Genomic DNA, 24,398 nt, shown 5'->3' on the forward strand with positions numbered 1-24,398 from the left:
CCTGCACGCACGCGGACACCGGCTCAAATCGCAGCCAGCGACATCATGTGGATGCAGCGATGTAAGACTTGAGTATAATAGCTCTACACATAAGAGAAACAGGGAAACCGATATGATCATCCTGCAAACCAATTTCGGCGACATCACACTGGAACTGGACCACGAAAAAGCGCCGGAAACAGCAGCTAATTTCGAGCAGTATGTACGCGATGGCTTCTATGACGGCGTGATTTTTCACCGCGTAATTGACGGTTTCATGATCCAGGGTGGTGGCTTCGAGCCCGGTATGATCTCCAAAGAGACCCGCGAGCCGATCAAGAACGAAGCCGATAACGGCCTGTCCAACCAGACTGGCACTATCGCCATGGCCCGCACCATGGACCCGCACTCTGCATCAGCTCAGTTCTTCATTAACATCTCCGACAACACCTTTCTCGACCACACAGCCAAAACCACCGAGGGCTGGGGTTACGCCGTATTCGGCAAGGTTGTCGATGGCATGGATGTGGTCAACAAGATCAAGGCAGTCAACACTACCATGCGCGCCGGACACCAGGACGTTCCGGTTGAAGACGTGGTCATTGAGTCAGCCAGCATCAAACAAGCGGAAGAGTAATGCGACGGCTGTTTATCGCCGACCTGCACCTGCACCACAAACGCCCGGACATTATCCGGGCGTTTGTGGTCCTGCTTGAGCAAAAGGCACCGCAGTTCGATGAACTCTACCTGCTGGGCGATATATTTGAAGCCTGGGTGGGTGATGATGGTGCGCCGGAATATCTTGAGCCGGTTTACCATGCACTGCGCAAACTGGCTGCCCTGGGCACACGTATTCTGTTTCAGCACGGCAACCGAGACTTTCTGTTCGGCCAGGCAGCCGCTACACGCCTTGAGGTTACATTACTGCCTGAAGTGGTACGCCTTGAATCGGAACAGGGTCCTTTTCTGGTACTGCATGGCGACCAGCTGTGTACTGACGACCGTGACTATCAGCAGTTTCGCACCATGGTGCGTGACCCCAGGTGGCAACAGGCATTTCTCGCCAAACCTCTTGCCGAGCGTGAGGCGATAGCCCAGCAGCTGCGTGAAACCAGTCGCAGCGAAACAGCCAACAAGACCGAAACCATTACCGATGTGTCTTCCATTGCCGTTAGCGCGTTGATGCAGCATGAGCAGGTCGACCTGATCATTCACGGCCACACCCACCGCCCCGCCCTGCATCACCGGCAAAACGGTGATCGCGGCGAGCGCATTGTGCTGGGAGACTGGGACCGAGAGGGCTGGTACTTGGAGATGGACACACAGGGCATCCGCCTGTATGCCTTTACCTTACCCGTAGGTGAAAAGCTGCAGTCCGAACTCAGGCAGCAGCTGTAAGAGCCGCCGAAGGACGACCGCTGTGGAAGCGAAACTCGTCGTCCTCGGCCAGAATCAACTCGCACTCTATCTGACGAAAATACTCGATACGATCATCGATCGGCTCACCTGCATAGTCTCGTGCAAGCTGCAGATAATCCTGATAGTGACGCCCTTCGGACTTCAGCAGAGAACGGTAGAATTTTGCCAACTCATCATCCAGCGAAGGCGCCAAAGCAGCAAAACGCTCGCAGGAGCGAGCCTCGATAAACGCCCCAATAATCAATACATCAATCAACCGCCCCGGTTCTGACGTTCTAACACCGGTACGCAAACCGCCTGCATAGCGCGCAGGACTCATATGGTCATAACGATGACCCCGAGCCTCCATCAACGCCAATACCTGCTCAAAATGGATCAGCTCTTCCCGTGCCAGCCGTGACATCTTGTTCAGCAGATCAGAGCGATCCACGTAACGGAACATCAATGTCATTGCAGTAGAAGCGGCTTTTTTCTCGCAATGAGCGTGATCGGTGAGCAGAATCAGCTGGGATTCGGGCTTCGCAGCCAGCTCAAGCCACTCCTGCGGAGTTTCACAGCCAAGAAAGTCTTTGATTTCGCTCAGGGCGTCCATCCAGCATTACCTGTTTCTGCAAATAAAAACGGGGCGCATTATAACAGCACCCCGCTCTCTCGACAGCCGATGGATCAGTCAATCAGCGTATCAATGAGATCAATCATGAACTCTGTCTGTTCTTCATGCATCTGATCCCATCCATCCAGCCCCATGCTTTTGAGCACATCCTGACCCTTTGGATCATGTTCCATGTTGGTCAAACGCTCAAGCAACAACGGGATATGCTGCTCCATTCGGGGACCGGCCACCAGTGTATGATGCACCACACTGATCTGACTGTTAACCAAAGGCTTCATCTGCTTTCGAATCAGCTCAGAGAGTTCGTCATACCCCGCCTGCAGAAAAAAGCCGACATCAGCATTGCCGTTCAACAGTGCTTTTGCCACCAAAACATAACTGTCCAGCTCAAGGAAAGTAACATTACTGCCATCAAGATCTGCCGACTCGAGCATGATCATACCCATTGTATGCACATCAGGGTCAGCAGTGGTTGCAACGGTAATACCCGACTCCAGGTCTTCGACCGTTTCTCGAGGGTCTGATGCCAGCGTGGCTATCAGCGTTTCATCAGAGAGATTGCGCGGTCGCACCAACACTTTAAAGCCCAGCTCACGCACCAGCATTGACGCATCGTAGGGGTTGGCATAGATCAGATCAATTTTGCCACTACGAATGTCTTCACGCTGCGCTTCGAAGCTGTCATATAGCTCAAGATGCACACCCGTACCCAACTGACGCTGCAGCCAGGTGTTGAAAATAAACCAGCCCGACAGATGTGACGGCGGAAAGTCAGGACTGACCGATAAATTAAGAGTCATCGCAGCACCCCATTACCTAAGCGTCGCGTAGAGGGCTTCGCTTTCTTTGATTTTGCTGCGTGATGGCTTGCGTCGGACCGAAGTATAGCCGACCAGCTCGCCATTACGGATATTCGGGATGACCGTCGCCTTCACCCAGTAATACGCGCCATCTTTACGCAGATTTTTCACATAACCCTGCCACTTCTTACCTTGGGCAACGGTATCCCAAAGGTCCTTGAATGCCACAGCGGGCATGTCTGGATGGCGCAGAATATAGTGATTGGTTCCCAGCAGCTCTTCACGGGTGTAACCCGACATTTCAATAAATGCACGGTTAGCGTGAGTAATGATGCCTTGGGGGTCAGTACGGGACACGATCAATTTGCCATCCGGATAGGGCACCTCGCGATCCACGATCTTCGCCAGCCGTTCAGTGCCATCAAAATATTTGAGCAGCACCTCTGTGGTGGCACCGGTATCTTGTTCGGACATAGACACTCCAGACCGATAGAAAAGCGTGCATATCAGTTAACTGATGTTTCCATGCACGCCCAGCACTTTGACAAGGTTCAGAGAATCTTACCGATAGCCTCTGCAGCGCGCTTGACATCAAGGAAGATCAGACCCAATCGCGCATTGGTCTTGGCAACAACAGTCAGCACCGATTCAGGGTTTGCATGAGTCATCAGGATATAGCCTTCTTTACCCTTGACGAGCACCTGCTCAAGCTCACCACGGGCCAGTTCCTGAGAGGTACGTTCGCCGAGCGACAGCATGGCTGCACTCATTGCACCAACTCGGTCTTCATCCATACCGGCAGGCAGGAGGGCATCAATAACGAGACCGTCTGTAGAAATCACAGCAGACGCTTCAATTTCTGCAGATGTTCCGTTGAGATCGTTGAGAATGGAAGTCAACATTTCTGAGCGCATGGTAGTCTCCTTTTAGGCCATTAGCGCTGGTTTTAATCCTGTATAAAACGGCCAGTCCGTTTTATCAGTAATCCAGGTAGCGTCGGATCAGCACCGACATCAAGTCCACAAAAGGCTGCCGATTCAAATGAGGCATCCCTTCCAGAATTAGCAGGAATTTCTGTTCACCTACGTGAAGCGTCCAAAAACCCAGCTCACTTTGTCCTACAGCATCCACAAGCGCCCAGGACGAACCATCGAAACCAAGGTGTCTGCCAAGCAGCGCCTGGTGGCGCTCATGCATGGAGACCAAGTCTGCCGCCATCCCCGCTACCGCTTCAGCTTCTTCCGCACCGAAGCCCGACTGCCCCAGACAGAAGCCCTGATCATCTGCCAACAGCACACGACCATCGGCAAGTTGTGGTAAATATTCAGGCAACAGATGTTCAATAGTGCCAGCAGCGATAGGCTCAGGGTTTTGCGGTAGATCAACAAAGCCGTGTTGCACAGCCTTATCGAGCAATGTCTGCGCTTCTGCCTCGCCCATCCCCGTCAGTTTTTGCAGCAGTGAGCTGAGATACGGAATATGGGTATCTGCACTCAACAATTGCAACAACAAGGCACGCAGTGCTTCTGGCTCGGTGTTCAGTGTCGCGTAGTAAGCGCCACTGGGCGTCACCTGAAAATACCGCGGGGTATCATTCTGTTCTTGATTCACGGTTTAACTCCGAAAGATCCATGGTGTGATACACACTTTTCCGGTCATGGACAGTACAGACCGATGGCGTCCGCTGCCACAAGGAACGAAAGCACAAAGCGCTGAGGCACACCTAACATTGAGGCAATATTCTGGGCTGACAATCTTTGGCTCTGCCAAAGCTCAGCAATGCTCCGGGCATGAGGCGTCTCCAGCAGGCGTTCAAAGTCAGGAATTGAATTAAGCAACCGCGGCTCTTCCGCGGACAGCGTGTCAGGCAGACGACCACGAGCGGTAAACAATGCCAACTGCCAAAGCAGCTCGTCAGAGGCAACCCGCCGACCCTTGGGAAGTTCGGCATCCGGCTCCCGCTCGAGCAGTGAAATCTCTTCAAAACCAAATCGAGTCCTGGTCAACTGCAGCAGCAGATCAGCGTCCAGCGTGACCAAAAACTCCTTATCCGCAGGCAGGTAAAACAGTGCACCCGGAACACCGACTACCTGTTGTGGCTTCCCTGATGCGTTGCCCGCCTCAATACACCGCATGATCCAGGGCAATAAAAGCCCATCAAGGCTGAAATACACACGCCGACGTTCAGTTGCAGAGTCAAGGTTCACGTCCGGCAGATTACCGCAACACTGTTGAATCATCTCGGCCGATATGCGCGGTGTCTGCAGTTCATCAGACAACAGGGATTCTGTTTCCTGTGACTCCGCTTCCATAGACAAAGCCGAGGATCTGGAGTCATTTGCCTGCGAATGTTGCTGCCTGAGCTGATTTTGTGCATCCAGAATCAGACTGTTTAACTCATTCCGCTCAAGACTGAAACGGCTGCGAAGCGCTTCAGTCTGGCGCTGACTGTTGCCGCCTTTCCAGGCACTCAGTGCCTGACTGCTTCGTTCCTTGCGCGCCTGCCACTCTGCAAAGGCGACTGTACGCTGATCCCGCAGGCTCTCCAGCGGATGCTCAGGCGATGCTGCCTGAACTGCAGGCGAAGTAGACATCGCGTCAAGCTGCAGTCGCAGATCAGCCAGCGCCTGCTGCAAGGTTCCCATACTCAAGGGACGAGTCAAGCGAATGCTTTTGCCATTAACTTTTTCGGCCGTACCAGGGTCTACAACGGCAATGAAAGGACGATTGCCATTTTGACGCAACCACCCCTCTACTTGCTTCCGGCTACTGGCATCACTGATCCCAATCAGCAACGACTCCGCACTCTCAGCTGGCACGAGGTGGAAACCCTTGGCCTTGTTGCCGTTAAAAAATATCTCAAGCATTGCAGCCTCGTTGGCCGCAAAACCGATAATGCCTATTGAATGCTTACCACTGACCGGCATTGCACATTCCTTCTAAAACTGCTCAGTGAAGTTTCTGCCTGGAGAATTGCATGCAGCGTCCATTACTGAGGACAGCATGCTCCAGTGGAAGCTCTGCCAAACGAGAGAGGTCACGAGTATCGACGGCCTTGTTCATTGCAATCCGGCATTCCGACTTCAGCAATGGGCCAGCCTGTTGAATCAGGCGATTGACAAGAAATTGCCCTCTGCCACGCAGAACCAGCAACAAGTCGATCAATGCACCGGTAACGCTATCGCTGTCAGCACACTGAATGGCAAGATAGATCCGTCGGATATGGTTTCGCAGGGTGCGAGGACGTGCGGCGACTAGCCGCGTGAGATAACGCAGTGCAACAGTTGGCTGGGTACCGGCATAGATCAGTCGCTTGTCGACCTGTAAATTAAACATGATTTGCAGTTTGCTTAACTGCAAATCAGCATTTACCGGACGCTCTTCCTGTGCGACTTCAGCCTGACTGACTGCCGAGTTCATCAAGGCTACCTCCTGCCTGAGATAATGTATCAGAGTGTTATACTTAGCTTTCGAGATGATTTCAAACCCGCTTTCACTATTATTGACCGGCATCAACAGCATCGAATCAGCTTTTCAATACACAGGGCTACCCGATATCGCCACCTGCATCCTCTTTACCGCCATCACAGGGCTTGAATGCAATCAATCGTTTAAAAACGGTGTCTTTTTTAGGTAACATTTTTATTAAAACTATTGTTTGATTCGCGGTTTAAACTGAATCAAAAATACCCAAGATGAATAAAATATTGTCCTCTTTAATTTGCCCATATTGATTATGTGGTCTACGGTTAAATGCACTCGTGCTATCCATGCACCGAGCCTCAGTCTCAGCAACCTCCCAATAACAAGAATTGGTATTTTCAGATGCGCAAGTATTACGACAGCAGCTTTCCCACCCACGGTGAAGATGGTCGGTTTGTCATGCTGGTGATGCGGCAACATTACCGAGCCCCCTGGAGCCTTAAAAAAAGAACTGAATGGGAACAGGAGCTTCCGGAGTACCTCACTCAGGATGGTCGCCAGGTCAACGTTCTGGATAACAAAAAAGGCGAGTTTCAGGTATCGGGCGAGGACGAGATCCTAAGGTTGGGCTAACGCCTCACCTGCCAAACCTGACAAGTTTGCTGGACATCAGTGCTGGCAGCAGGACTGCAATGGCTTTACGGCCTGAACCCTTCAGGCCATGTGCTCTTATACTTTGGTAAGACGATTGTCGACACATCTTAACTTTGTCACCCCCTTCCGCTAGAATTCGCTCGCCAATCACCATTCGATACCTAGTCGATACGCCGTCGGTGGAGTAGTACCACTCCGGCGTCCGGCGGTGAAAACAGATGAGGGCCATATCGTGCTTGAAGCTTATCGTAAACATGTAGAAGAACGCGCTGCAGAAGGCGTACCGCCGAAGCCGCTTGATCCCGAACAGACCGCTGCCCTGGTCGAGCTGCTGAAAAACCCGCCTGCAGGCGAAGAAGAGTTCCTGCTTGACCTGATCACCAACCGCGTTCCGGCGGGGGTTGACCAGGCTGCATACGTCAAGGCTGGCTTCCTGGCTGCGATTGCCAAGGGTGAAGCGACCTCCCCTCTGATCGACAAGGTAAAAGCCGTTGAGCTGCTGGGCACTATGCTCGGCGGTTACAATATCGCACCGCTGGTTGAGTGCCTGGACATTGATGCACTGGCCCCGACCGCAGCCAAGGCGCTGTCTCACACCCTGCTGATGTTTGATGCCTTCCACGATGTTCAGGAAAAGGCTGAAGCAGGTAACGCGCACGCCAAGCAGGTAATGCAGTCCTGGGCCGACGGCGAGTGGTTCACCTCCAAGCCTGAAGTTGCCAAGAAAATCACCGTAACCGTATTCAAGGTGCCAGGCGAAACCAACACTGACGACCTGTCTCCGGCTCCGGATGCCTGGTCACGTCCTGACATCCCGCTGCATGCCAATGCCATGCTGAAGATGGAACGCGACGGCATCAACCCGGAAGAACCCGGCGTGAAAGGCCCGTTGGCCCAGATCGAAGAAGTAAAAGCCAAAGGCTTCCCTGTTGCCTACGTGGGTGACGTTGTGGGTACCGGTTCTTCCCGTAAGTCTGCTACCAACTCCGTGCTGTGGTTCTTCGGCGACGACATCCCGTTCGTGCCGAACAAGCGTGCCGGTGGCTACTGCTTCGGTAACAAGATCGCCCCGATCTTCTACAACACTATGGAAGATGCCGGCGCTCTGCCGATCGAAATGCCGGTTGAAAACCTGAACATGGGTGACGTGATCGACGTGTACCCATACGAAGGCAAAGTATGCAAGCACGGTACCGATGAAGTCATCTGCACTTTCAGCCTGAAGACTCAAGTGCTGCTGGACGAAGTACGTGCCGGCGGTCGTATCCCGCTGATCATCGGTCGCGGCCTGACCGAAAAAGCACGCGCCGCACTGGGCCTGGAAGGCTTTGACCTGTTCCGCAAGCCGGAACAGCCAGCTGACACAGGCAAGGGCTTTACTCTGGCTCAGAAAATGGTCGGCAAGGCCTGCGGCATGGACGGCGTACGTCCGGGCATGTACTGCGAGCCGAAAATGACCACCGTTGGCTCTCAGGACACCACCGGTCCAATGACCCGTGACGAACTGAAAGACCTGGCATGCCTGGGCTTCTCAGCCGACCTGACCATGCAGTCTTTCTGCCACACCGCAGCCTATCCGAAGCCGGTTGACGTGAATACCCACCACACCCTGCCGGACTTCATCATGAACCGTGGCGGTGTATCGCTGCGTCCGGGCGACGGCGTTATCCACTCTTGGCTGAACCGCATGCTGCTGCCGGATACCGTGGGTACCGGTGGTGATTCCCATACCCGTTTCCCGCTGGGCATCTCCTTCCCGGCCGGTTCAGGTCTGGTCGCCTTCGCAGCTGCCACCGGTGTCATGCCGCTGGATATGCCGGAGTCAATCCTGGTTCGCTTCAAGGGCAAGCGTAACGCCGGCATCACTCTGCGTGACCTGGTACACGCCATTCCTTACTACGCCATCAAGCAGGGTCTGCTGACCGTAGAAAAGGCTGGCAAGAAGAACGCTTTCTCTGGTCGCGTACTGGAGATCGAAGGCTTGGAAGAACTGACTGTTGAGCAGGCGTTCGAGCTGTCTGATGCGTCCGCAGAGCGCTCTGCTGCAGGCTGCACCATCACTCTGTCTGAAGATTCTGTTGCCGAGTACTTGCGCTCAAACATCGTCATGCTGAAGTGGATGATCGCTGAAGGCTACGGCGATGTACGTACTATTGAGCGTCGTATCAAGGGCATGGAAGAGTGGCTGGCGAACCCGAGTCTGATGCGTGCAGACGCTGATGCCGAGTACGCTGAAGTGATCGAGATCGATCTGTCCGAAATCAAGGAGCCGATCCTGTGTGCTCCGAACGATCCGGATGACGCTCGCCTGCTGTCTGAAGTGGCTGGCCAGAGCATCGATGAAGTGTTCATCGGTTCCTGCATGACCAACATCGGTCACTTCCGTGCCGCCGGTAAACTGCTGGAGTCCTCCGGCAAGTCGATCCCGACTCGCATGTGGATCGCCCCGCCGACCAAAATGGACCAGGCCCAGCTGAGCGACGAAGGCTACTACAACATCTTCGGCAAGGCCGGCGCGCGCATGGAAATGCCGGGCTGCTCACTGTGCATGGGTAACCAAGCGCGTGTTGCTGCCAAGAGCACCGTAGTGTCCACCTCTACGCGTAACTTCCCGAACCGTCTGGGTGATGGCGCCAACGTCTACCTGGCATCTGCCGAGCTGGCTGCCGTTGCGGCCCTGGAAGGCAAACTGCCGACCGTTGACGAGTACATGGCCTACGCCAACAAGATCGACAGCATGGCGGGTGAAATCTACCGCTACCTGAACTTCGATCAGATGGAAAACTACGTAGCCAAGGCCGCTACTGTCATCCCGACCGTTGAAGCCTGATTGCGCCGACCGGGGTGATGTAAGTCACCCCTGAAGCGACCCCAGAACCCCCGTCCCAGTGACGGGGGTTTTCGTTTGTCTCGTCGGCTGATTTCCGACAGGCGCAGGCGAACTGTTATACTCCGCACTGCGTAAGCTACCCGAAACAGCGTAAGGCCCATACCGATGAAATCACCCAATCCCGATCAGCCACTGAGCCAGGCCGATGAAACAGCCCAGACCAAGAACGGCTATCTTGCACTGGTCTCGCGTCTGCTGCTGGAGGAAAAGCTGCCGATCCGGTTCATGTACAAGACCGTGCCAGAACATCTGAACGATACTGGCTGGCGCATGTTCACCGGGTATGAAACTGAAGAATTTCTGGAAAATGAACAGATCAACCTGATCCCGATCCCGCTGGAAAGAGTATGTGAAATTGACCCTTCCCTGACTGAGCTGGTCGAGTACAACGCCGGTACAGTATGGGAGCGCGCGCCGGACGCTGATGGCTGGGAGCGAGTGTACGATTTCCGCATCCCCGCACCCAAAGTGGATGTCAGCATTACCAACGATGTGGATCAGTTCGCGACCAAACGCAGCGAGTCCTGATCAGCGGGTGCCGGTTTCCACAACCGGCATCTCCCCCTCCTCACCGAAGCTGTCAGTATGATAGCGCCAAATACGTACATTGTCGGACCAGTAATCCCCCGGCAGCCCCGCCTTGCGTTTCAACTCCGATATGAATGCCTCGGGCGTTGAGAGGCTTTGCCATACCACCGGCAAAAAAGTCGCACGGTGCTCACCCGCTTCCAGGACCACCCCATCCACCTCTGGCTGCAGCACCGCCACCAGCTCGGCTTCACTTGATACCGACAGTGGCGTCAGAGGCGACAGCACAGATAGACTGACCCTTATGAGCTCACCCCGCTGCAAAGGGTCAAAGCGATAGTCTCGCGTTGCCGCGCTGACAGCATTCAGTATGATGTCCTGTCCAAGAGGTCTGTGCGGCTCCAGAGTACCGATACATCCCCGCAGGCGATCATGGCTTTCCAGCGTGACAAAGCAGGCCCGTATGGGTTTTAGCCAGTCAGGCAAGGCATCGACTGACGGCAGGTCTGGCCGCTCTGCATTCAGCACAGCTGTGATGGCATTGCGTGCCATCGCCAGCATCTGTGAACGCTGCGTGGTTGTAAATTCAGAAACAGACATAAGCTCCATAGCCAACAACCTGCGTCTTGTCACCGGCCGTATCGCCGGAGGTGCATTGACCAAGACATCTCAGTTCCAGTTTTTCCTGCCGTGCCGCCAGCAACAGACCGTTCAGCGCATGGCAACCGCAGGCCTGCTCGGACCCCAGTTGCGGCTCTCTGGCCAGAATCATATCAGTGGTTATTTCATCCAGTCGCCGTGCTTCCTGCCAGGAATGATAGTGACTCAAATCCGAGCTGATCAGTACCAGCGTATGGGGATCCTGCCACAGGTATTGAACCAGTCGTGCGACCCGATCAGCCTCTGCCTGCCCAACCAGTATTGGCACCAGCTTCAGCCCAGCCGCTACCCTCTGCAGGAACGGAAGCTGGACCTCAAGTGAATGCTCCGGCAGATGGACATCAGACCGCATTGCGAGGTCGAATGTCTGCTGCAACTGCTGCATGAACGGAACATCCAAAGGCGTATCGCCCAGCGGGGTATGCCAACCCTCCTCTTCAGGCAACGCCATGCCACGCAAAGGTAATCGATGGTTGGGCCCGAGCAGCACCACGCGCCGCCATTGTGTCCGTGGCAACTCACGCTGTAACAGACGATATGCCAGTGCTGCTATCGGCCCGGAGTAAACCAGACCTGCATGCGGTACCACCAGCGCTCGTGGCTGCCGCGGCAACTGCTCGGGTTCCTTTGCACGTTCCAGCAGATCATCCACTAACATACTGAGCGCCGGCGCACTGGCAGGGTAAAACATTCCAGCAACCGCTGCCGGGCGTATGGCTGCAGTCATCAGCTCTCTCCACAAATGCTTTGCTATGCTCAAAGCATAGTCATAAAGAGTGAATTCGCAGATCATGAAGCCTGAAACCAGTGTTCCAACACAGTATTGGCACCGTCTGGACAACGGCAAGGTGCAGTGCGACCTTTGTCCCCGCTTCTGCCAGCTCAATGAAGGCCAACGCGGACTCTGCTTTGTTCGTGGCCGTGAGCAGGGTGAGATCCGTCTATTCAGTTATTGCCGCTCCAGCGGTTTCTGTATCGACCCGATCGAGAAAAAGCCACTGAACCACTTCCTGCCTGGCACCCCCGTACTCTCATTTGGAACCGCCGGTTGCAATCTCGCCTGCAAGTTCTGCCAGAACTGGGACATTTCGCGCTCACGGGAAACCGACCGGCTGTGCGATCAGGCCTCACCCTCAGACCTTGCAGCGGCGGCCACCCAGCACGGTTGTCGCAGTATTGCCTTCACCTACAATGACCCGGTTATCTTTCACGAATACGCGATTGATATCGCCAGGGCCTGTCATGAACAGAGCATTCGCTCAGTCGCCGTCACTGCGGGCTATGTTTGCCCAGAGCCACGGAAGGAGTTCTATACCGTGATGGATGCCGCCAACCTGGATCTGAAGGCGTTCAGCGAACGCTTTTATGAAAAAATATGTGGTGGCCAATTACAGCCGGTTCTGGACACACTGGAATACATCTACCATGAAACCAGCACTTGGCTTGAAATCACGACCCTGCTGATACCGGGTGAGAATGACAGTGACACGGAACTGGAGGCGCTAAGCCACTGGATATTCACCCACCTAGGGGCTGATGTACCGCTGCACTTCACGGCCTTTCACCCCGACTGGAAGATGCTGGACTATCCGGCAACACCCATCGAAACACTGCGGCGCGCTCGTCAGATCGCACTTGAGCAGGGCCTGCACTTTGTCTATACCGGCAACCTGCCCGACCCCGAAGGCAATACGACCTGGTGCCCACAATGCGCCAGCGCCGTGATTTGTCGTGATGGCTATCGTATTACCGAATGGAATTTGACGGCTGACGGCTGCTGTACTCAATGCCAGTACCGCATTCCGGGTGTATTCGAGGCCGATCATGGCCACTGGGGCTCATGCCGGTTACCGATCCGGATTGATACCGAGGCGATCTGATTCTCGGACAAGCAGGCATTCAATGGCCTGCGCATCACGTTCGGTACGCAGTTGGGTAAACAGAAGCTCAGCTTCGGGGTAGTATCGCTTCATCATCTGCAGCCACTGCTTGGTGCGACCATGGACATGGCGGGGCTGTATCCGCTGCATGACCAGTCGGTGGTACTCAAGTACCAGCCACAGGACTTCAGGCCAGCACCGATCATGTGCTTCGTGCCCCCTTAGTCCCTTGATCTGCAACGCCAGGAAAGGGTTCGCTATCAGGCCACGACCGATCATCACATCCTCACAGCCGCTGACCTCGCGGCAGCGCCGGTGATCATCCACCGTCCATACCTCACCATTGGCAATCACCGGAATGGAAACGGATTCACGAATACGGGCAATCCACTCCCAGTGTGCCGGAGGGCGATAGCCCTCTACCTTGGTCCGCGCATGGACCACAATCTGACGCGCGCCCGCCGCTTCCAACGCCTGCGCATTCTCCAGTGCCAGCAGCTTGTCATAAAAACCGAGCCGCATTTTTGCGGTTAGAGGCACACGATCGTGCAGCGCCCGGCTCACACCAGCCGTGATTGAATATACCTCTTCAGGGTCTTTCAACAGAATGGCGCCGCCACGACTTTTATTAACGGTCTTCGCCGGACAGCCGAAATTCAGGTCGATGCCGGGAGCCCCCATATCAACCGCCCGCACGGCATTTTCACCCAGCGCCACCGGATCATTACCCAGCAACTGAACGATCACCGGAGTGCCCGAAGGGGTTACACCCCCCTCGCCCAGCTCAGGCGCCAGACGGTGAAACACGGATTGCGGCAATAACTGGTCGGTCACACGGATGAATTCGGTGACACACAGGTCAATGCCGCCAACACGCGTCAGGATATCTCGCAGGGTATGATCGAGAACGCCCTCCATCGGGGCCAGCAGGATTTTCATCAAGTACGATATCAGGAAACGGGCCGCGGACAGAACGCCCGCAGCCGGAGGTATTTAATTACGCAGCGCGTCAAGGCCAAGCTGCATGTCGGCCTTGATGTCATCCAGAGACTCCAGTCCTACCGACAGACGGATAAGGCCTTCACGCACACCGGCCGCTTCACGCTCTTCGACGCTCATGCGCCCATGTGTTGTGGTTGCCGGATGGGTGATGGTAGTTTTGACGTCGCCCAGGTTGCCGGTAATCGAAACCATGCGCGTGGCATCGATAAAACGCCAGGCCTCTTCACGCTCGCCTTCAACCTCGAACGAAAGTACACCGCCGAAAGCTGATTGCTGTTGACAGGCCAGCTCATGCTGCGGATGTGATGGCAACCCCGAATAGTAGACCTTGCGAATACCCGGTTGCTGCTGCAGCCAGCTCGCCATTTCCAGCGCGCTCTCGGAATGTGCACGCATCCGCAGCGGCAGGGTTTCAAGCCCCTTGAGAAATACCCAGGCATTGAACGGGCTCATGCAGGCGCCACCGGTACGGATCAGGCCAAACACCTCTTCCATCTCTTTATCGCATCCCACCAGTACACCACCGACACAACGACCCTGGCCATCCAGATACTTGGTTGCGGAGTGCATGACGATATCGGCACCCAGCAGCAACGGCCGCTGCAATGCCGGCGTCAGGAAACAGTTGTCGACGGCCAGCAGCGCATCATTGCGATGAGCAATCTCGGCTACAGCGGCAATGTCTGTCAGCTCTGCAAGCGGATTGGACGGTGTCTCCATGAACAGCAGGCGTGTCGTCGGAGTAATCGCCGCTTCCCAGGCTGATACATCGGTCGGATCAACAAACGTTGTGCTGATGCCGGCGCGGCTGATGTATTTGTTGAACAGGGATACCGTCGAACCGAATACGCTGCGCGAGCAGACAACATGATCACCCTGTTTCAGCAGTGCCAGTACCAGGCTTTGGATCGCTGCCATGCCTGACGCCGTTGCAACTGCCCGCTCTCCTCCTTCCAGCGCCGCAATTCGCTCTTCGAACGCCTGTACCGTTGGGTTGGTGAAACGGGAATAGATATTGCCGTCCTCGTCACCACCAAAACGGGCGGCAGCCTCACGGGCACTTGAGAAAACAAAACTGGAGGTGGTGAAAATCGGATCACCATGCTCACCCTCGGCGGTACGGTGCTGACCGGCACGCACGGACAACGTATCAAGCTCATACCCTTCAGGGCTGAACTGGATGCGCGCTTCACGCTCGAATCTAGACTGGCTCATTCCCGTCCCTCAGTCGATTTTGCTGTGCAGATCAGCCGACTCGTTACTGTCTTCCACCGAAGGGTCAGACGCCGACATGGCACCATCGTTTCGCTTCGCATCCACGCGCGCGAGATAGTCCTCGTCCACCGTACCGGTGACATAGCGCCCATCAAACACACAGGTATCAAACTCGGTGATTTCCGGGTTGAAGCAGGTAACGGACTTCTTGAGGTCATCCAGATCCTGATACAGCATCCAGTCACAGCCGATATACTCGCCAACTTCATCGGCAGTACGGCCATGGGCGATCAGTTCACTGGCGGAAGGCATATCGATACCATACACATTCGGGAAGCGCACTTCAGGTGCAGCCGAGGCAAAATAGACCTTGCGGGCACCGGCATCTCGTGCCATCTGAACGATCTGCTTTGAGGTAGTACCACGCACGATAGAGTCATCTACCAGCATTACGACCTTGTCTCGGAATTCAGCCATGATCGGGTTCAGCTTCTGACGCACGGATTTCTTGCGCAGAGTTTGCCCCGGCATGATAAAGGTACGGCCGATATAGCGGTTCTTGATAAAGCCTTCACGGAACTTGACGCCAAGCGTATTGGCCATTTCCAGTGCCGCTGTACGACTGGTGTCAGGAATCGGAATGACCACATCTATGTCATGATCCGGGCGTTCGCGCATCACTTTTTCCGCCAGCTTGACGCCCATTTCCATACGGGAATGGTGCACGGAAACACCGTCAATAATCGAGTCAGGACGTGCCAGATAGACAAATTCGAACAGACATGGTGCGACACGGCTTACCTGTGCACACTGACGTGTGGAGACCTGTCCCTGAGTATCGATGAAGATCGCTTCACCCGGTGCCAAATCACGCACCAGCGTGTAGCCGGACGTGTCCAGCGCCACACTCTCGGATGCAACCATGTACTCTTCGCCCTTGTCAGTTACGCGCTGGCCATACACCAGCGGGCGAATGCCACAGGGGTCACGAAATGCAACGATACCGTACCCGGTGATCATTGCCACCACCGCATAACCACCCTGACAGCGCGCATGCACTTTTTCAACCGCATTGAAGATATCATCGGCCGTAGGCTGAAGCTTGCCAATCTGCTGCAGCTCATGGGCAAAAATGTTCAGCAGCACTTCGGAATCTGAGGTGGTATTAATATGACGCAGATCGGAACGGAAAATCTCATCCGCCAGTTTGTCAGCGTTGGTCAGATTGCCGTTGTGCGCCAGTGCAATCCCGTAGGGGGAGTTGACATAGAACGGCTGCGCCTCAGCTGAACTGTTGCTGCCGGCTGTCGGGTAGCGCACATGACCGATCCCCATGTTGCCGTTGAGCTTTTTCATGTGACGGGTGCGGAACACCTCGTTCACCAGCCCGTTATCCTTGCGCAGAAAAAAACGATCACCTTCACAGGTAACCATGCCGGCCGCGTCCTGACCGCGGTGCTGAAGCACCGTCAGTGCATCAAAAATAGTCTGGTTAACAAACGACTTGGCAACTACGCCGACGATACCGCACATTCAATCCACCTCAGAAGGATGTAGCTTTAGGATGGTGCTGACTTCCAGACTCAGCGACCAATATTCCAGATTACCTGCCCAACGTCGCTGGCGACCTCTTTGGTCCAGCTTTCAAGCAGTACAAAATGGGGAATCAGTTGGGACCCCTGCCACCATTGATCCTGCACTGCAGGCGTCATGCCCAGCAATGCGACGATCACGACCACGACCAACCCGCCACGAACTGCACCAAACCCCATGCCCAACACCCGGTCTGATGCCGTAAGCCCCGTGGCCTGCACCAATGCAGTAAACAGGGCACCCACCAGTGCACCGGCAATCAGTGTGACGATAAACAGAATAGCAAAGGCGGCAGCAAAGCGCAGTGAGGGCGTCTGAACGTAAGCCTCAAGCAGATGACTCAGAGAGCCGGCAAAAAGACGTGCAACTACGAACGCCGTCACCCAGGTCAGCAGAGAGATCGCCTCTCGTACGAAGCCGCGCTTGAGGCTCATCAGAGTCGAGATCGCTATGATGGCAAGAATGGTCCAGTCAGCCCAGTTCATCGTCAGTCGCCAGTCCTGAAAACAGCGCGCATTCTATCAGAGGCAGCAGCCCAACCCAATGACCAATTCACTGTGTCGTGAAGCGCACGATCATGCCATCGAGCGCATAATCCGACTTGAGCCGTGCCTGCAGTGCTTCCAGACGTGAGCGCTGCAGATCAGGACCAACAAAAACACGCACCAGATCAGGCCCATGCCGGATGTAGACCTTGTAGCCGGCATCCACCAGCTCACTGCGCAGGGAGCGAGCATTGGCCTCGTCCTTAAAACTGGCCAACTGCAGAGTCCAGGCCACCGGAACCTGTTGCTCATCCAACACAGGCGTGTCTTGATGAGCATTGATCTGAGGCTTCTGAGCATCAACGGCATCCGCCAGTTCAGGTACCGGCACACTCACCACCGCTGGCTCTCGCGGCGCTGCGGGCTCAGATTCACGTTCGGGAATCGATTCTACCGGCTCAATATCCACCCTGTCAGGCAGTTCGGGCGCTTCGGGGATGCGCTCTTGCAGATGGCGCTCACGATAGCCAGAGCCATCCAGCAACAGTGGGAACAGTATCAGGGCGGACACAAGCAGTGCAGCGGCACCCACCAGTTGCTTTTTCTGTTGCTCGGTCATGGCCGTTATTCCTGTTCCGCCAGTTCCAGTGCCTGTGCGACTGTAAAGAATGAGCCCGCCAGCAGCAGTTGGTCTGCAGCCGACATCGACTGCAGCTGATTAACAGCCACGGCAACACTGTCAGCCCCTCGAATACGGTCTCGGGACACACCAGCTCCCAGCAGTGCGGCCTCCAGCCGTTCCCGCGGCGCACCTCGTGGGACATCCAGTGACACCGGGTGCCAGACATCAACCACAGGGGTCAACGCCTGCACGACGGATTCAATATCCTTGTCTGCCAGCATTCCCAATATCAGGTGAACCTGCCCACCACAAGGTCTTTGCGACAGCCAGTGAGCCAGATATCCTGCCGCCTCGGGGTTGTGGGCCACATCCACGGTAGCCCTTATTTGCCCAAGCTGCACAGGCTGCAGACGCCCCTTCAGGCATGCGTGTACCAAACCTTCTCGAATTGCCTGCTCAGAAACAGGGTGGGGAAAATGCTGCAGCGCAGCCAGTACCAGCGCTGCATTGGGCAGCGGCAGCGCTGGTACTGGCAGCGCATCAAGATGCCTGCCATCGCTCTGCCAGGACCACTGATCGGCCTTGAGCTCATAACTGAAATCAACACCCTGAAGCTGAAGCGGCGCTCCCAGTGTGCGAGCATAGTCAACCAAAGTTGCCGGTGGCTTCGGGTCCCCGCAAAGAGCGGGCTTGCCGGCACGGAATATACCCGCCTTCTCACGCCCGATGGATTCTCGGTCCGGGCCCAGCCAATCGGTATGGTCCAGTGCAACGGTGGTGACCAGTGCAATATCGGCATCCACGATATTGACCGCATCCAGCCGCCCCCCAAGCCCTACTTCCAGCAGCGCCACATCAACCTGACGTTGACTGAAAATCAGCAACGCAGCCAGCGTACCGTATTCAAAATAGGTTAGCGGGGTCTCACCTCGTGCCTGCTCAATCAACGTGAAGGCTTCGCAGAGGGCGGCATCATCTACAGGCTTGCCCGAGACACAGACACGCTCGTTATAGCGCAGAAAATGCGGCGACGTGTAGCTGCCGGTTGTATAACCGGCACGACTGAGAATGGCATCCAGCATGGCAAGCGTTGAGCCCTTGCCGTTGGTGCCTGCAATTACGATCTTGCAGACAGACTCCAGGTCGATTGGCAGGCGCTGTGCAACCTGCTGCAGCCGATCAAGTCCAAGCTCAATTTCAGCCGGGTGACAGGCTTCGATGCGCGCCAGCCAGCCCGAAAGATCCAGCGGCCGCTCAGCTGTCATCGCGGACCACTTCACTGTCTTCATCAACACTCTCATCATCGTCGGCAACACCACACATGGGGCGCAGCGTCAGTTTGCAGAGAATGGACGCGAGGCGTGTACGCATTTCATTACGGCTGATGATCATGTCGACCTGACCATGTTCCAGCAGGAATTCGCTGCGCTGGAAGCCTTCCGGCAACTTCTCGCGTACGGTCTGCTCAATGACACGGGGACCGGCAAAGCCGATCAGTGCATTAGGTTCAGCCACATTCAGGTCACCCAGCATCGCCAATGATGCAGAAACACCACCATAGACGGGATCGGTCAGTACGGAAATATACGGAATCCCCGCCTGCTTGAGCTTTTCAAGCGCAGCGCTTGTCTTGGCCATCTGCATCAGGGAGATCAGAGCCTCCTGCATGCGAGCACCACCTGAAGCCGAGAAACAGATCAGCGGGATACCCTCTTCCAGCGCAACATTGGCAGCACGCACGAAGCGCTCACCGACGACCGCCCCCATAGAGCCACCCATAAAGCTGAACTCGAACGCAACCGCAACAACCGGCAACCCTTCGAGCGTACCGCGCATGGCAATGAGGGCATCCTTTTCACCGGTTTCCTTCTGTGCCGCGGACAGGCGATCCTTGTACTTTTTGGAGTCACGGAACTTGAGACGGTCAACCGGCGTTACATCAGCCCCGATCTCCTCACGTGAACCATCATCCAGAAACAACTCAAGGCGGCGACGTGCATGCACCCGCATATGATGATCGCACTTGGGGCAAACATTGAGGTTTTTCTCAAGCTCTGGGCGATAGAGTATGGAGTCACACTTGGGACACTTTTTCCAAAGGCCTTCAGGAATATTGGTACGCTTTTTTTCGTTGCGGACCAGCGAAGGTACAATCTTTTCCAGCCAGTTACTCATCTCTTACTATCCTATCGGCGGCCAGCCGGTCCTTTCGGCACCCACTGGCGATATGAATTCGTTAAGCCTGCACCCACAGCGCGACCGAAACTCAACTCTGGGCCCTGACTGCAGCGGCAAAGGCGCACATTTTTGCCGTATCCTTCCGCCCCGGTGCCGCTTCAACCCCGCCCGAGACATCAACGGCATAAGGTTTTACCTGAGTGATCGCCGCTGCCACGTTAGCGGGATTCAAACCACCCGCCAGGGTAATATCCCCCGCAAGCGCCTGCGGAATCAGCCCCCAGTCAAACACTTCACCCGTTCCGCCCGGCACTCCTGGACGATAGGCATCAAGCAGCAACCCCCGAGCAGTGTGGTAGGCTGCAGCCGCAGATTCGACATCGAGCCCCGGGCGCACACGCAGCGCCTTAATATAGGGGCGACTGAAGCGACTGCACTGCTGCTCGGTTTCATTTCCATGAAACTGCAGCAGATCCAACCCTGCCAAATCAATGACATGCTGAACCTGTTCCTGAGAGGCATCGACAAACAGCCCCACACTGGTAACAAACGGCGGCAGTGTGCTGATGATATCAGCCGCTACGACAGGATCAACATAACGTGAACTGGGTTCATAGAACACAAATCCAAGCGCATCCGCCCCTGCCGCTACTGCAGCGGCCGCATCATTACGGCAGGTAATACCGCATATCTTGATTCGAGTGGTCATTGCATTCTCATCTCGGAGGCAAGCGCATAATATTAGCAAAGCCACGGCGAGGCGTCAGTTTCCTCATGACAGAAAATAAGGGCCCGGATCTGACGGCGGCAATCTGAATATGTCCGGATAGCGCACATCCACGAAATAAAGACCATCCGGCGGCGCGGTAACGCCCCCCTGGCGCCGATCTCGGGCCTGTAATACTTCAAGTGCCCAATCAGGTGATCGATCTCCGGCACCCACTGCCATCAGCACGCCGGCAATATTGCGTACCATATGATGCAGGAATGCGTTGGCACTGACATCAATCACGACCAAACGTCCACTCTGGTACACGCTCAACTTGCGTATTTCCCGTACCGGGCTGCGTGCCTGACACCCGACAGCTCGATAAGAGGTAAAGTCATGTTCGCCCAACAGGTGCTCGGCAGCCTCTTGCATACGTTCGGTATTCAGCGTGCGATGCGTCCAGGTTACCCCCCCTGCCAACACTGCCGGGCGTGAAGGCGACGTGTAGATCAGGTAACGGTAGCGTCGTTCCCGCGCTGAAAAGCGGGCATGAAAGCATCCAGGTACGACAGTGGCCCATTTAATCGAGATATCGTCCGGCAGATGGCAGTTGGTACCCAGCACCCAGGCACGCTCATCACGCTCGGCCCAACTGTCAAAGTGAATCACCTGATGACTGGCATTGACGCCAGCATCAGTACGACCGGCACAGACAACCTGAACAGGATGATTGGCCACTACCGACAGGGCCCGCTCTACCTCAGCCTGAATGGTGGGAACCTTGTCATGTGCCTGCAACTGCCAGCCACGATAGGCGGCTCCTACATACTCAACAGCGAGAGCATAACGAAAAGGGGCGATCGAAATCGCCCCGGAAGAGTTCTGTTTACTCATTGAATGTCTTTATCAGAGTGAGTCCAGCAGCTTCTGCGCTTCCTGGCGCTGCTCATCCGAACCTTCACTGGTGATCTCATTGAGGATATCGCGTGCACCATCCTTATCATCCATTTCCATGTAGGCGCGCGCCAGATCCAGTTTGGTTTCAGTCTCATCGGTACCACTGAGCAGATTCATCTTATCAAGGACATCAACTGCTTCATCGTTGCGCTGCTCTTCCAGAGCGATTTCGTCATCGGTACTGTTCAACAGCTCATCAACTTCGGAGTCAAGATCCATCTCCAGATCATGCGAAATGTTTGCAGTCAGCTCTTCTTCAACCTGCTCACCGGTACGAGCCGGCGCGACTGCGCTGGAAACATCATTCTCAGGGTCAAAAGACGCCAATAAACTGTCCAGATCCTCATCTGCGCTATCACCAGCTGAAGTCTCTGCTTTCTGATCATCAGGCTCGTCAGCACTTCCCTGCAACATCGCTTCCAGATCATGGTCGATTTCATAATCGTCAGTATCCAATGCAGAGACAGTTTCATGCAGGCTATTGTCGCTTGCCGGCTCGTCGGCTTCCAGCTCGCCGAACAAGTCATCATCAAGGCTAATATCATCAGTGGTTGCAACTGCATCATCCGCAAGACTGAAACCGTTTTCTTCCTTCAGAGCATCTTCAAGCAGCGCTTCGTCATCGCTTACCGCCTTCGCGGTGTCATCGTCATTGTCGTCTGCGCCACTAAGCAGGAAATCTAGGTCATCAGAGCTCTCGTCATCTCCGAGCATACCATCCAACTCGGATGGCTCTTCTTCCGGTTCCTGAGGCTTGACACTGAACTCGAGCTCATCATCAGCAGACAATGACTCTGGCCCTGACTTATCCTCTTCGGCAGGCTCTTCTGCCCCAGCCAGCGGCGCCAACTCGGCGAGCGGCTCGTCTTCAGCTCCAAGATCAAACTCAGTGGCATCAATACGCTCATCACTGCCTGCAAGCTGCTCGACATCATCATCGACCTGGTCAAGATCAGATTCGTCATCAATATCGAGGTCGTTAAGATCCAGATCCATATCCAGATCAAGGCTTTGTAAATCCTGCTCCAGGTCGTCGCTGCCGGCATCAGGCTCATCCGGCGCCAGGTTTTGCATCGGCGGACGCGAAAACTCATCTCCTTCGCCTGACAAGGGTGCTAGTGGCGCTGGTCGTTCAGTTTCATCATCATCGGCTGCTACTGCTACAGCCGCCGCTACCGCTGCTGCACCGCCGGCAACAGCCGCTGATGTAGCCGCATCTCGCCCGTCGGCAGGGGAATCGGCATCATCATCGCCGTCACGCAGATCGCTCGGCACATTGACCAGCTCGCGTTTTTTGTCCGGTGCAGATGAACCACGACGACGCAGCATCAGCCAAAGCCCTGCCAAAATCGCCACAGCGCCGGCACCTATGCCACCAAGCACGGCGGGGCTTTGCAACAGACTCTTGTCATCTTGCGCGCCGGACTCAACAGCGGAAGGCGCTGCATTACGGCTCAACTCGGTCTGGAGGGTGGCCATCTGCTGAGATTGAAGCTCCAGCAGGCGACTTTGAGCTTCCAGCTGTTCCAGAACAGAATTGAGCTTGTCGTTAAGGTCGGTATTTTCACGCTCCAGGCGATCGATCTTCTCTTGCGCAATCAGAACGTCATTTTCGAGATTTTCCTGAGCAGCCGAGACTACAGATGGATCCTGCTGCGGCGCGCCCGCCTCTTCGGTAGTAACCGTTTCACTGCCCGCTTCGGCATCGTCCTGTGCGTCTGCTTCAGACTCTTCCTGAGGCGCCACGATCTTCAGCTGCCCTTCGTCAACGGGGGCGATTGCATCCTGCGCCGACTCGGTAGGCTTGTCAGCCGGCGCAGTGGCCGCACCTTCATCGGTTGACGCCTGATCGTCCTGCTGTCGGCTCACATCCACTGGAGCCTTGGGCTCTTCTGCCTGTTGACGCGAAGTGCGCCCTTCTCGCCACATCTGCGTTTGCCGTGCGACTTCAGCAACCGCTTCACGATGCGTCAAGCGAGATACTTCATCCTGCATTGGCAGATTCAAGACCACACCGGCTCGCATGGCATTGATATTACCTGAGGGGAAAGCTGCGGGGTTTTTGCGCAACAGTGCCAGCATCATTTGGTGTTCGCTGATATTGGCGGGCTTGTTTCGCGCTGCAATTTCCCACAGGGTGTCATTAACCCCAACATAAACTTGATTCTCGCTATCCATGCGAGTGAGAATATTTGAAGTCGTACCTGCCACCTGGCGCTGCAGGCTTTCAGCAGGTTCTGCTACAACAGGTTTCTGTACCTGTGCCGGCTGCACGGTGCGTTGCACGGGCGTTGGATCGAACACGGGAGGGTCAAGCAGCAGGGTGTACTCTCGCACCATGCGACCGCTGGGCCAATTCACCTCAACCATGAAGTTCAGGAACGGCTCCTGAATCGGTTCGTTGGAGCGCAGTCGGATACTGCCAGCCCCATCGGGAGTCAGCAGCACCTGAAACTGGATATCGCGCAGGTAGCGCCCCTGGCTGACGCCACCTGACAGGGAGTATTCATCCATCGCTGCCATTCGTGGCTGAATCTGCAACGGAGAGAGGTCACGAACCTGCGTCAGTTTGATTTCTGCATCGAGCGGCTCATTCAGAGCTGAATTGACTTGAATCTCTCCCAGGCCGAGGGCGTGTGCCTGTGACACCCCCAGAGCTGCAGAGACCGCAAGGCTTAAAGCTAGTTTACGCAGCATCGGTTACTCCCTTTGATATCGTGTGCCCGTCTCTCGTCCCTTTCCGAAGAATCAGAGAGTTACGGCTCCATAGTCGTTGCAAGTATTATGTATT

General features: G+C 55.3%; 25 protein-coding genes. 6 read left to right on the forward strand and 19 right to left on the reverse strand.

Annotated elements, in window-relative coordinates; all coding sequences use genetic code 11:
• The first annotated feature begins 112 nt into the window (after positions 1-112).
• Complete coding sequence (locus tag CFI10_RS10315) at positions 113-616, forward strand: peptidylprolyl isomerase (RefSeq protein WP_091823037.1); 504 nt, start codon at positions 113-115, stop codon at positions 614-616.
• Positions 616-1,377 carry a UDP-2,3-diacylglucosamine diphosphatase gene (locus CFI10_RS10320; protein ID WP_206834350.1) on the forward strand — a complete coding sequence of 254 codons (762 nt, stop codon included), beginning with the start codon at positions 616-618 and terminating at the stop codon, positions 1,375-1,377. Before CFI10_RS10315 ends, CFI10_RS10320 begins: the two co-directional genes overlap by 1 nt.
• Here CFI10_RS10320 and CFI10_RS10325 read toward each other — a convergent pair.
• The 7 genes from CFI10_RS10325 to CFI10_RS10355 all read right to left on the reverse strand — a co-directional run bounded on the left by CFI10_RS10325 (position 1,361) and on the right by CFI10_RS10355 (position 6,231).
• Positions 1,361-1,990: a MiaE family protein gene (locus CFI10_RS10325; protein ID WP_091823043.1), complete on the reverse strand. Its 630-nt coding sequence runs from the start codon at positions 1,988-1,990 to the stop codon at positions 1,361-1,363. The two genes, CFI10_RS10320 and CFI10_RS10325, sit on opposite strands and share 17 nt — an antisense overlap.
• A 74-nt stretch (positions 1,991-2,064) precedes the next feature.
• Positions 2,065-2,811 (reverse strand): phosphate/phosphite/phosphonate ABC transporter substrate-binding protein, encoded by a 747-nt coding sequence (locus CFI10_RS10330; protein WP_206834352.1) that lies wholly within the window; start codon positions 2,809-2,811, stop codon positions 2,065-2,067.
• A 12-nt stretch (positions 2,812-2,823) separates the two neighbouring features.
• Positions 2,824-3,285, reverse strand: coding sequence for a PAS domain-containing protein (locus CFI10_RS10335; protein ID WP_091823048.1), 462 nt, complete (start codon positions 3,283-3,285; stop codon positions 2,824-2,826).
• A gap of 77 nt (positions 3,286-3,362) precedes the next feature.
• Entirely contained in the window at positions 3,363-3,725 is a 363-nt protein-coding gene (locus CFI10_RS10340) for a roadblock/LC7 domain-containing protein (RefSeq protein ID WP_091823051.1), read from the reverse strand.
• A 64-nt stretch (positions 3,726-3,789) separates the two neighbouring features.
• Positions 3,790-4,422, reverse strand: a complete 633-nt coding sequence (locus CFI10_RS10345; RefSeq protein ID WP_242529955.1) for a hypothetical protein — start codon at positions 4,420-4,422, stop codon at positions 3,790-3,792.
• Positions 4,423-4,466: 44 nt separating this feature from the next.
• Entirely contained in the window at positions 4,467-5,738 is a 1,272-nt protein-coding gene (locus CFI10_RS10350; RefSeq protein WP_206834353.1) for a BAR domain-containing protein, read from the reverse strand.
• 22 nt (positions 5,739-5,760) lie between these two features.
• Positions 5,761-6,231 carry a hypothetical protein gene (locus CFI10_RS10355; RefSeq protein WP_139253876.1) on the reverse strand — a complete coding sequence of 157 codons (471 nt, stop codon included), beginning with the start codon at positions 6,229-6,231 and terminating at the stop codon, positions 5,761-5,763.
• Between the two features lie 405 nt (positions 6,232-6,636).
• Here CFI10_RS10355 and CFI10_RS10360 point away from each other — a divergent pair, with 405 nt between their 5' ends.
• The 3 genes from CFI10_RS10360 (at position 6,637) to CFI10_RS10370 (ending at position 10,306) form a co-directional block, all read left to right on the forward strand.
• A complete protein-coding gene (locus tag CFI10_RS10360; protein WP_091823061.1) occupies positions 6,637-6,867 on the forward strand; it encodes a hypothetical protein in 231 nt (76 codons plus the stop codon).
• Between the two features lie 253 nt (positions 6,868-7,120).
• The gene (gene acnB / locus CFI10_RS10365; RefSeq protein WP_091823800.1) at positions 7,121-9,718 is read left to right on the forward strand and encodes a bifunctional aconitate hydratase 2/2-methylisocitrate dehydratase; all 2,598 of its coding nucleotides are present in this window, start codon (positions 7,121-7,123) and stop codon (positions 9,716-9,718) included.
• Between the two features lie 165 nt (positions 9,719-9,883).
• The gene (locus CFI10_RS10370; RefSeq protein WP_091823064.1) at positions 9,884-10,306 is read left to right on the forward strand and encodes a DUF2185 domain-containing protein; all 423 of its coding nucleotides are present in this window, start codon (positions 9,884-9,886) and stop codon (positions 10,304-10,306) included.
• Here CFI10_RS10370 and amrA read toward each other — a convergent pair whose 3' ends face one another.
• Complete coding sequence (amrA, locus tag CFI10_RS10375) at positions 10,307-10,906, reverse strand: AmmeMemoRadiSam system protein A (RefSeq protein ID WP_206834355.1); 600 nt, start codon at positions 10,904-10,906, stop codon at positions 10,307-10,309.
• Positions 10,893-11,693, reverse strand: coding sequence for an AmmeMemoRadiSam system protein B (gene amrB / locus CFI10_RS10380; RefSeq protein WP_206834357.1), 801 nt, complete (start codon positions 11,691-11,693; stop codon positions 10,893-10,895). Before amrB ends, amrA begins: the two co-directional genes overlap by 14 nt.
• 64 nt (positions 11,694-11,757) lie before the next feature.
• Between amrB and amrS the strand changes: the two genes are divergently transcribed.
• Positions 11,758-12,846 carry an AmmeMemoRadiSam system radical SAM enzyme gene (gene amrS / locus CFI10_RS10385; RefSeq protein WP_206834359.1) on the forward strand — a complete coding sequence of 363 codons (1,089 nt, stop codon included), beginning with the start codon at positions 11,758-11,760 and terminating at the stop codon, positions 12,844-12,846.
• Here the strand turns inward: amrS and CFI10_RS10390 are convergent.
• From CFI10_RS10390 to CFI10_RS10435, 10 genes are all read right to left on the reverse strand, one after another.
• Positions 12,814-13,785 carry a tRNA dihydrouridine synthase gene (locus CFI10_RS10390; RefSeq protein ID WP_242529956.1) on the reverse strand — a complete coding sequence of 324 codons (972 nt, stop codon included), beginning with the start codon at positions 13,783-13,785 and terminating at the stop codon, positions 12,814-12,816. The genes amrS and CFI10_RS10390 overlap by 33 nt on opposite strands.
• Before the next feature lie 54 nt (positions 13,786-13,839).
• Entirely contained in the window at positions 13,840-15,063 is a 1,224-nt protein-coding gene (locus tag CFI10_RS10395; RefSeq protein WP_206834361.1) for an O-succinylhomoserine sulfhydrylase, read from the reverse strand.
• Between the two features lie 9 nt (positions 15,064-15,072).
• On the reverse strand, positions 15,073-16,596 hold the full coding sequence (gene purF / locus CFI10_RS10400; RefSeq protein ID WP_091823079.1) for an amidophosphoribosyltransferase: 1,524 nt from the start codon (positions 16,594-16,596) through the stop codon (positions 15,073-15,075).
• 50 nt (positions 16,597-16,646) lie between these two features.
• On the reverse strand, positions 16,647-17,141 hold the full coding sequence (locus CFI10_RS10405) for a CvpA family protein (protein ID WP_091823082.1): 495 nt from the start codon (positions 17,139-17,141) through the stop codon (positions 16,647-16,649).
• A 67-nt stretch (positions 17,142-17,208) separates the two neighbouring features.
• Positions 17,209-17,760 carry an SPOR domain-containing protein gene (locus CFI10_RS10410; protein ID WP_091823084.1) on the reverse strand — a complete coding sequence of 184 codons (552 nt, stop codon included), beginning with the start codon at positions 17,758-17,760 and terminating at the stop codon, positions 17,209-17,211.
• A gap of 5 nt (positions 17,761-17,765) precedes the next feature.
• On the reverse strand, positions 17,766-19,052 hold the full coding sequence (gene folC / locus CFI10_RS10415) for a bifunctional tetrahydrofolate synthase/dihydrofolate synthase (protein WP_242529957.1): 1,287 nt from the start codon (positions 19,050-19,052) through the stop codon (positions 17,766-17,768).
• A complete protein-coding gene (gene accD / locus CFI10_RS10420; RefSeq protein ID WP_242529958.1) occupies positions 19,018-19,938 on the reverse strand; it encodes an acetyl-CoA carboxylase, carboxyltransferase subunit beta in 921 nt (306 codons plus the stop codon). The genes folC and accD overlap by 35 nt, the downstream gene beginning before the upstream one ends.
• Positions 19,939-20,029: 91 nt before the next feature.
• Positions 20,030-20,650: a phosphoribosylanthranilate isomerase gene (locus CFI10_RS10425; protein WP_206834362.1), complete on the reverse strand. Its 621-nt coding sequence runs from the start codon at positions 20,648-20,650 to the stop codon at positions 20,030-20,032.
• A 63-nt stretch (positions 20,651-20,713) separates the two neighbouring features.
• Positions 20,714-21,544, reverse strand: coding sequence for a tRNA pseudouridine(38-40) synthase TruA (truA, locus tag CFI10_RS10430; protein ID WP_091823093.1), 831 nt, complete (start codon positions 21,542-21,544; stop codon positions 20,714-20,716).
• Between the two features lie 12 nt (positions 21,545-21,556).
• Complete coding sequence (locus CFI10_RS10435; RefSeq protein ID WP_206834363.1) at positions 21,557-24,304, reverse strand: FimV/HubP family polar landmark protein; 2,748 nt, start codon at positions 24,302-24,304, stop codon at positions 21,557-21,559.
• Between the last annotated feature and the right edge of the window lie 94 nt (positions 24,305-24,398).

Origin of the sequence: Marinobacterium iners, assembly GCF_017310015.1 — a bacterium.
In the GTDB taxonomy this organism is placed as follows: Bacteria; Pseudomonadota; Gammaproteobacteria; order Pseudomonadales; family Balneatricaceae; genus Marinobacterium; species Marinobacterium iners.

Excerpts from the sequence above, each read along its gene's own strand:
- CFI10_RS10315 (WP_091823037.1), top strand. The coding sequence starts at position 113 with ATGATCATCCTGCAAACCAATTTCGGCGACATCACACTGGAACTGGAC.
- CFI10_RS10330 (WP_206834352.1), bottom strand. The coding sequence starts at position 2,811 with ATGACTCTTAATTTATCGGTCAGTCCTGACTTTCCGCCGTCACATCTG.
- amrA (WP_206834355.1), bottom strand. The coding sequence starts at position 10,906 with ATGTCTGTTTCTGAATTTACAACCACGCAGCGTTCACAGATGCTGGCG.
- CFI10_RS10325 (WP_091823043.1), bottom strand. The coding sequence starts at position 1,990 with ATGGACGCCCTGAGCGAAATCAAAGACTTTCTTGGCTGTGAAACTCCG.
- CFI10_RS10335 (WP_091823048.1), bottom strand. The coding sequence starts at position 3,285 with ATGTCCGAACAAGATACCGGTGCCACCACAGAGGTGCTGCTCAAATAT.
- amrB (WP_206834357.1), bottom strand. The coding sequence starts at position 11,693 with ATGACTGCAGCCATACGCCCGGCAGCGGTTGCTGGAATGTTTTACCCT.
- CFI10_RS10340 (WP_091823051.1), bottom strand. The coding sequence starts at position 3,725 with ATGCGCTCAGAAATGTTGACTTCCATTCTCAACGATCTCAACGGAACA.
- CFI10_RS10425 (WP_206834362.1), bottom strand. The coding sequence starts at position 20,650 with ATGACCACTCGAATCAAGATATGCGGTATTACCTGCCGTAATGATGCG.
- CFI10_RS10410 (WP_091823084.1), bottom strand. The coding sequence starts at position 17,760 with ATGACCGAGCAACAGAAAAAGCAACTGGTGGGTGCCGCTGCACTGCTT.
- folC (WP_242529957.1), bottom strand. The coding sequence starts at position 19,052 with ATGAAGACAGTGAAGTGGTCCGCGATGACAGCTGAGCGGCCGCTGGAT.
- CFI10_RS10405 (WP_091823082.1), bottom strand. The coding sequence starts at position 17,141 with ATGAACTGGGCTGACTGGACCATTCTTGCCATCATAGCGATCTCGACT.
- accD (WP_242529958.1), bottom strand. The coding sequence starts at position 19,938 with ATGAGTAACTGGCTGGAAAAGATTGTACCTTCGCTGGTCCGCAACGAA.
- CFI10_RS10355 (WP_139253876.1), bottom strand. The coding sequence starts at position 6,231 with ATGAACTCGGCAGTCAGTCAGGCTGAAGTCGCACAGGAAGAGCGTCCG.
- CFI10_RS10390 (WP_242529956.1), bottom strand. The coding sequence starts at position 13,785 with ATGAAAATCCTGCTGGCCCCGATGGAGGGCGTTCTCGATCATACCCTG.
- amrS (WP_206834359.1), top strand. The coding sequence starts at position 11,758 with ATGAAGCCTGAAACCAGTGTTCCAACACAGTATTGGCACCGTCTGGAC.
- CFI10_RS10350 (WP_206834353.1), bottom strand. The coding sequence starts at position 5,738 with ATGCCGGTCAGTGGTAAGCATTCAATAGGCATTATCGGTTTTGCGGCC.
- purF (WP_091823079.1), bottom strand. The coding sequence starts at position 16,596 with ATGTGCGGTATCGTCGGCGTAGTTGCCAAGTCGTTTGTTAACCAGACT.
- CFI10_RS10395 (WP_206834361.1), bottom strand. The coding sequence starts at position 15,063 with ATGAGCCAGTCTAGATTCGAGCGTGAAGCGCGCATCCAGTTCAGCCCT.
- CFI10_RS10360 (WP_091823061.1), top strand. The coding sequence starts at position 6,637 with ATGCGCAAGTATTACGACAGCAGCTTTCCCACCCACGGTGAAGATGGT.
- CFI10_RS10370 (WP_091823064.1), top strand. The coding sequence starts at position 9,884 with ATGAAATCACCCAATCCCGATCAGCCACTGAGCCAGGCCGATGAAACA.
- truA (WP_091823093.1), bottom strand. The coding sequence starts at position 21,544 with ATGAGTAAACAGAACTCTTCCGGGGCGATTTCGATCGCCCCTTTTCGT.
- CFI10_RS10320 (WP_206834350.1), top strand. The coding sequence starts at position 616 with ATGCGACGGCTGTTTATCGCCGACCTGCACCTGCACCACAAACGCCCG.
- CFI10_RS10435 (WP_206834363.1), bottom strand. The coding sequence starts at position 24,304 with ATGCTGCGTAAACTAGCTTTAAGCCTTGCGGTCTCTGCAGCTCTGGGG.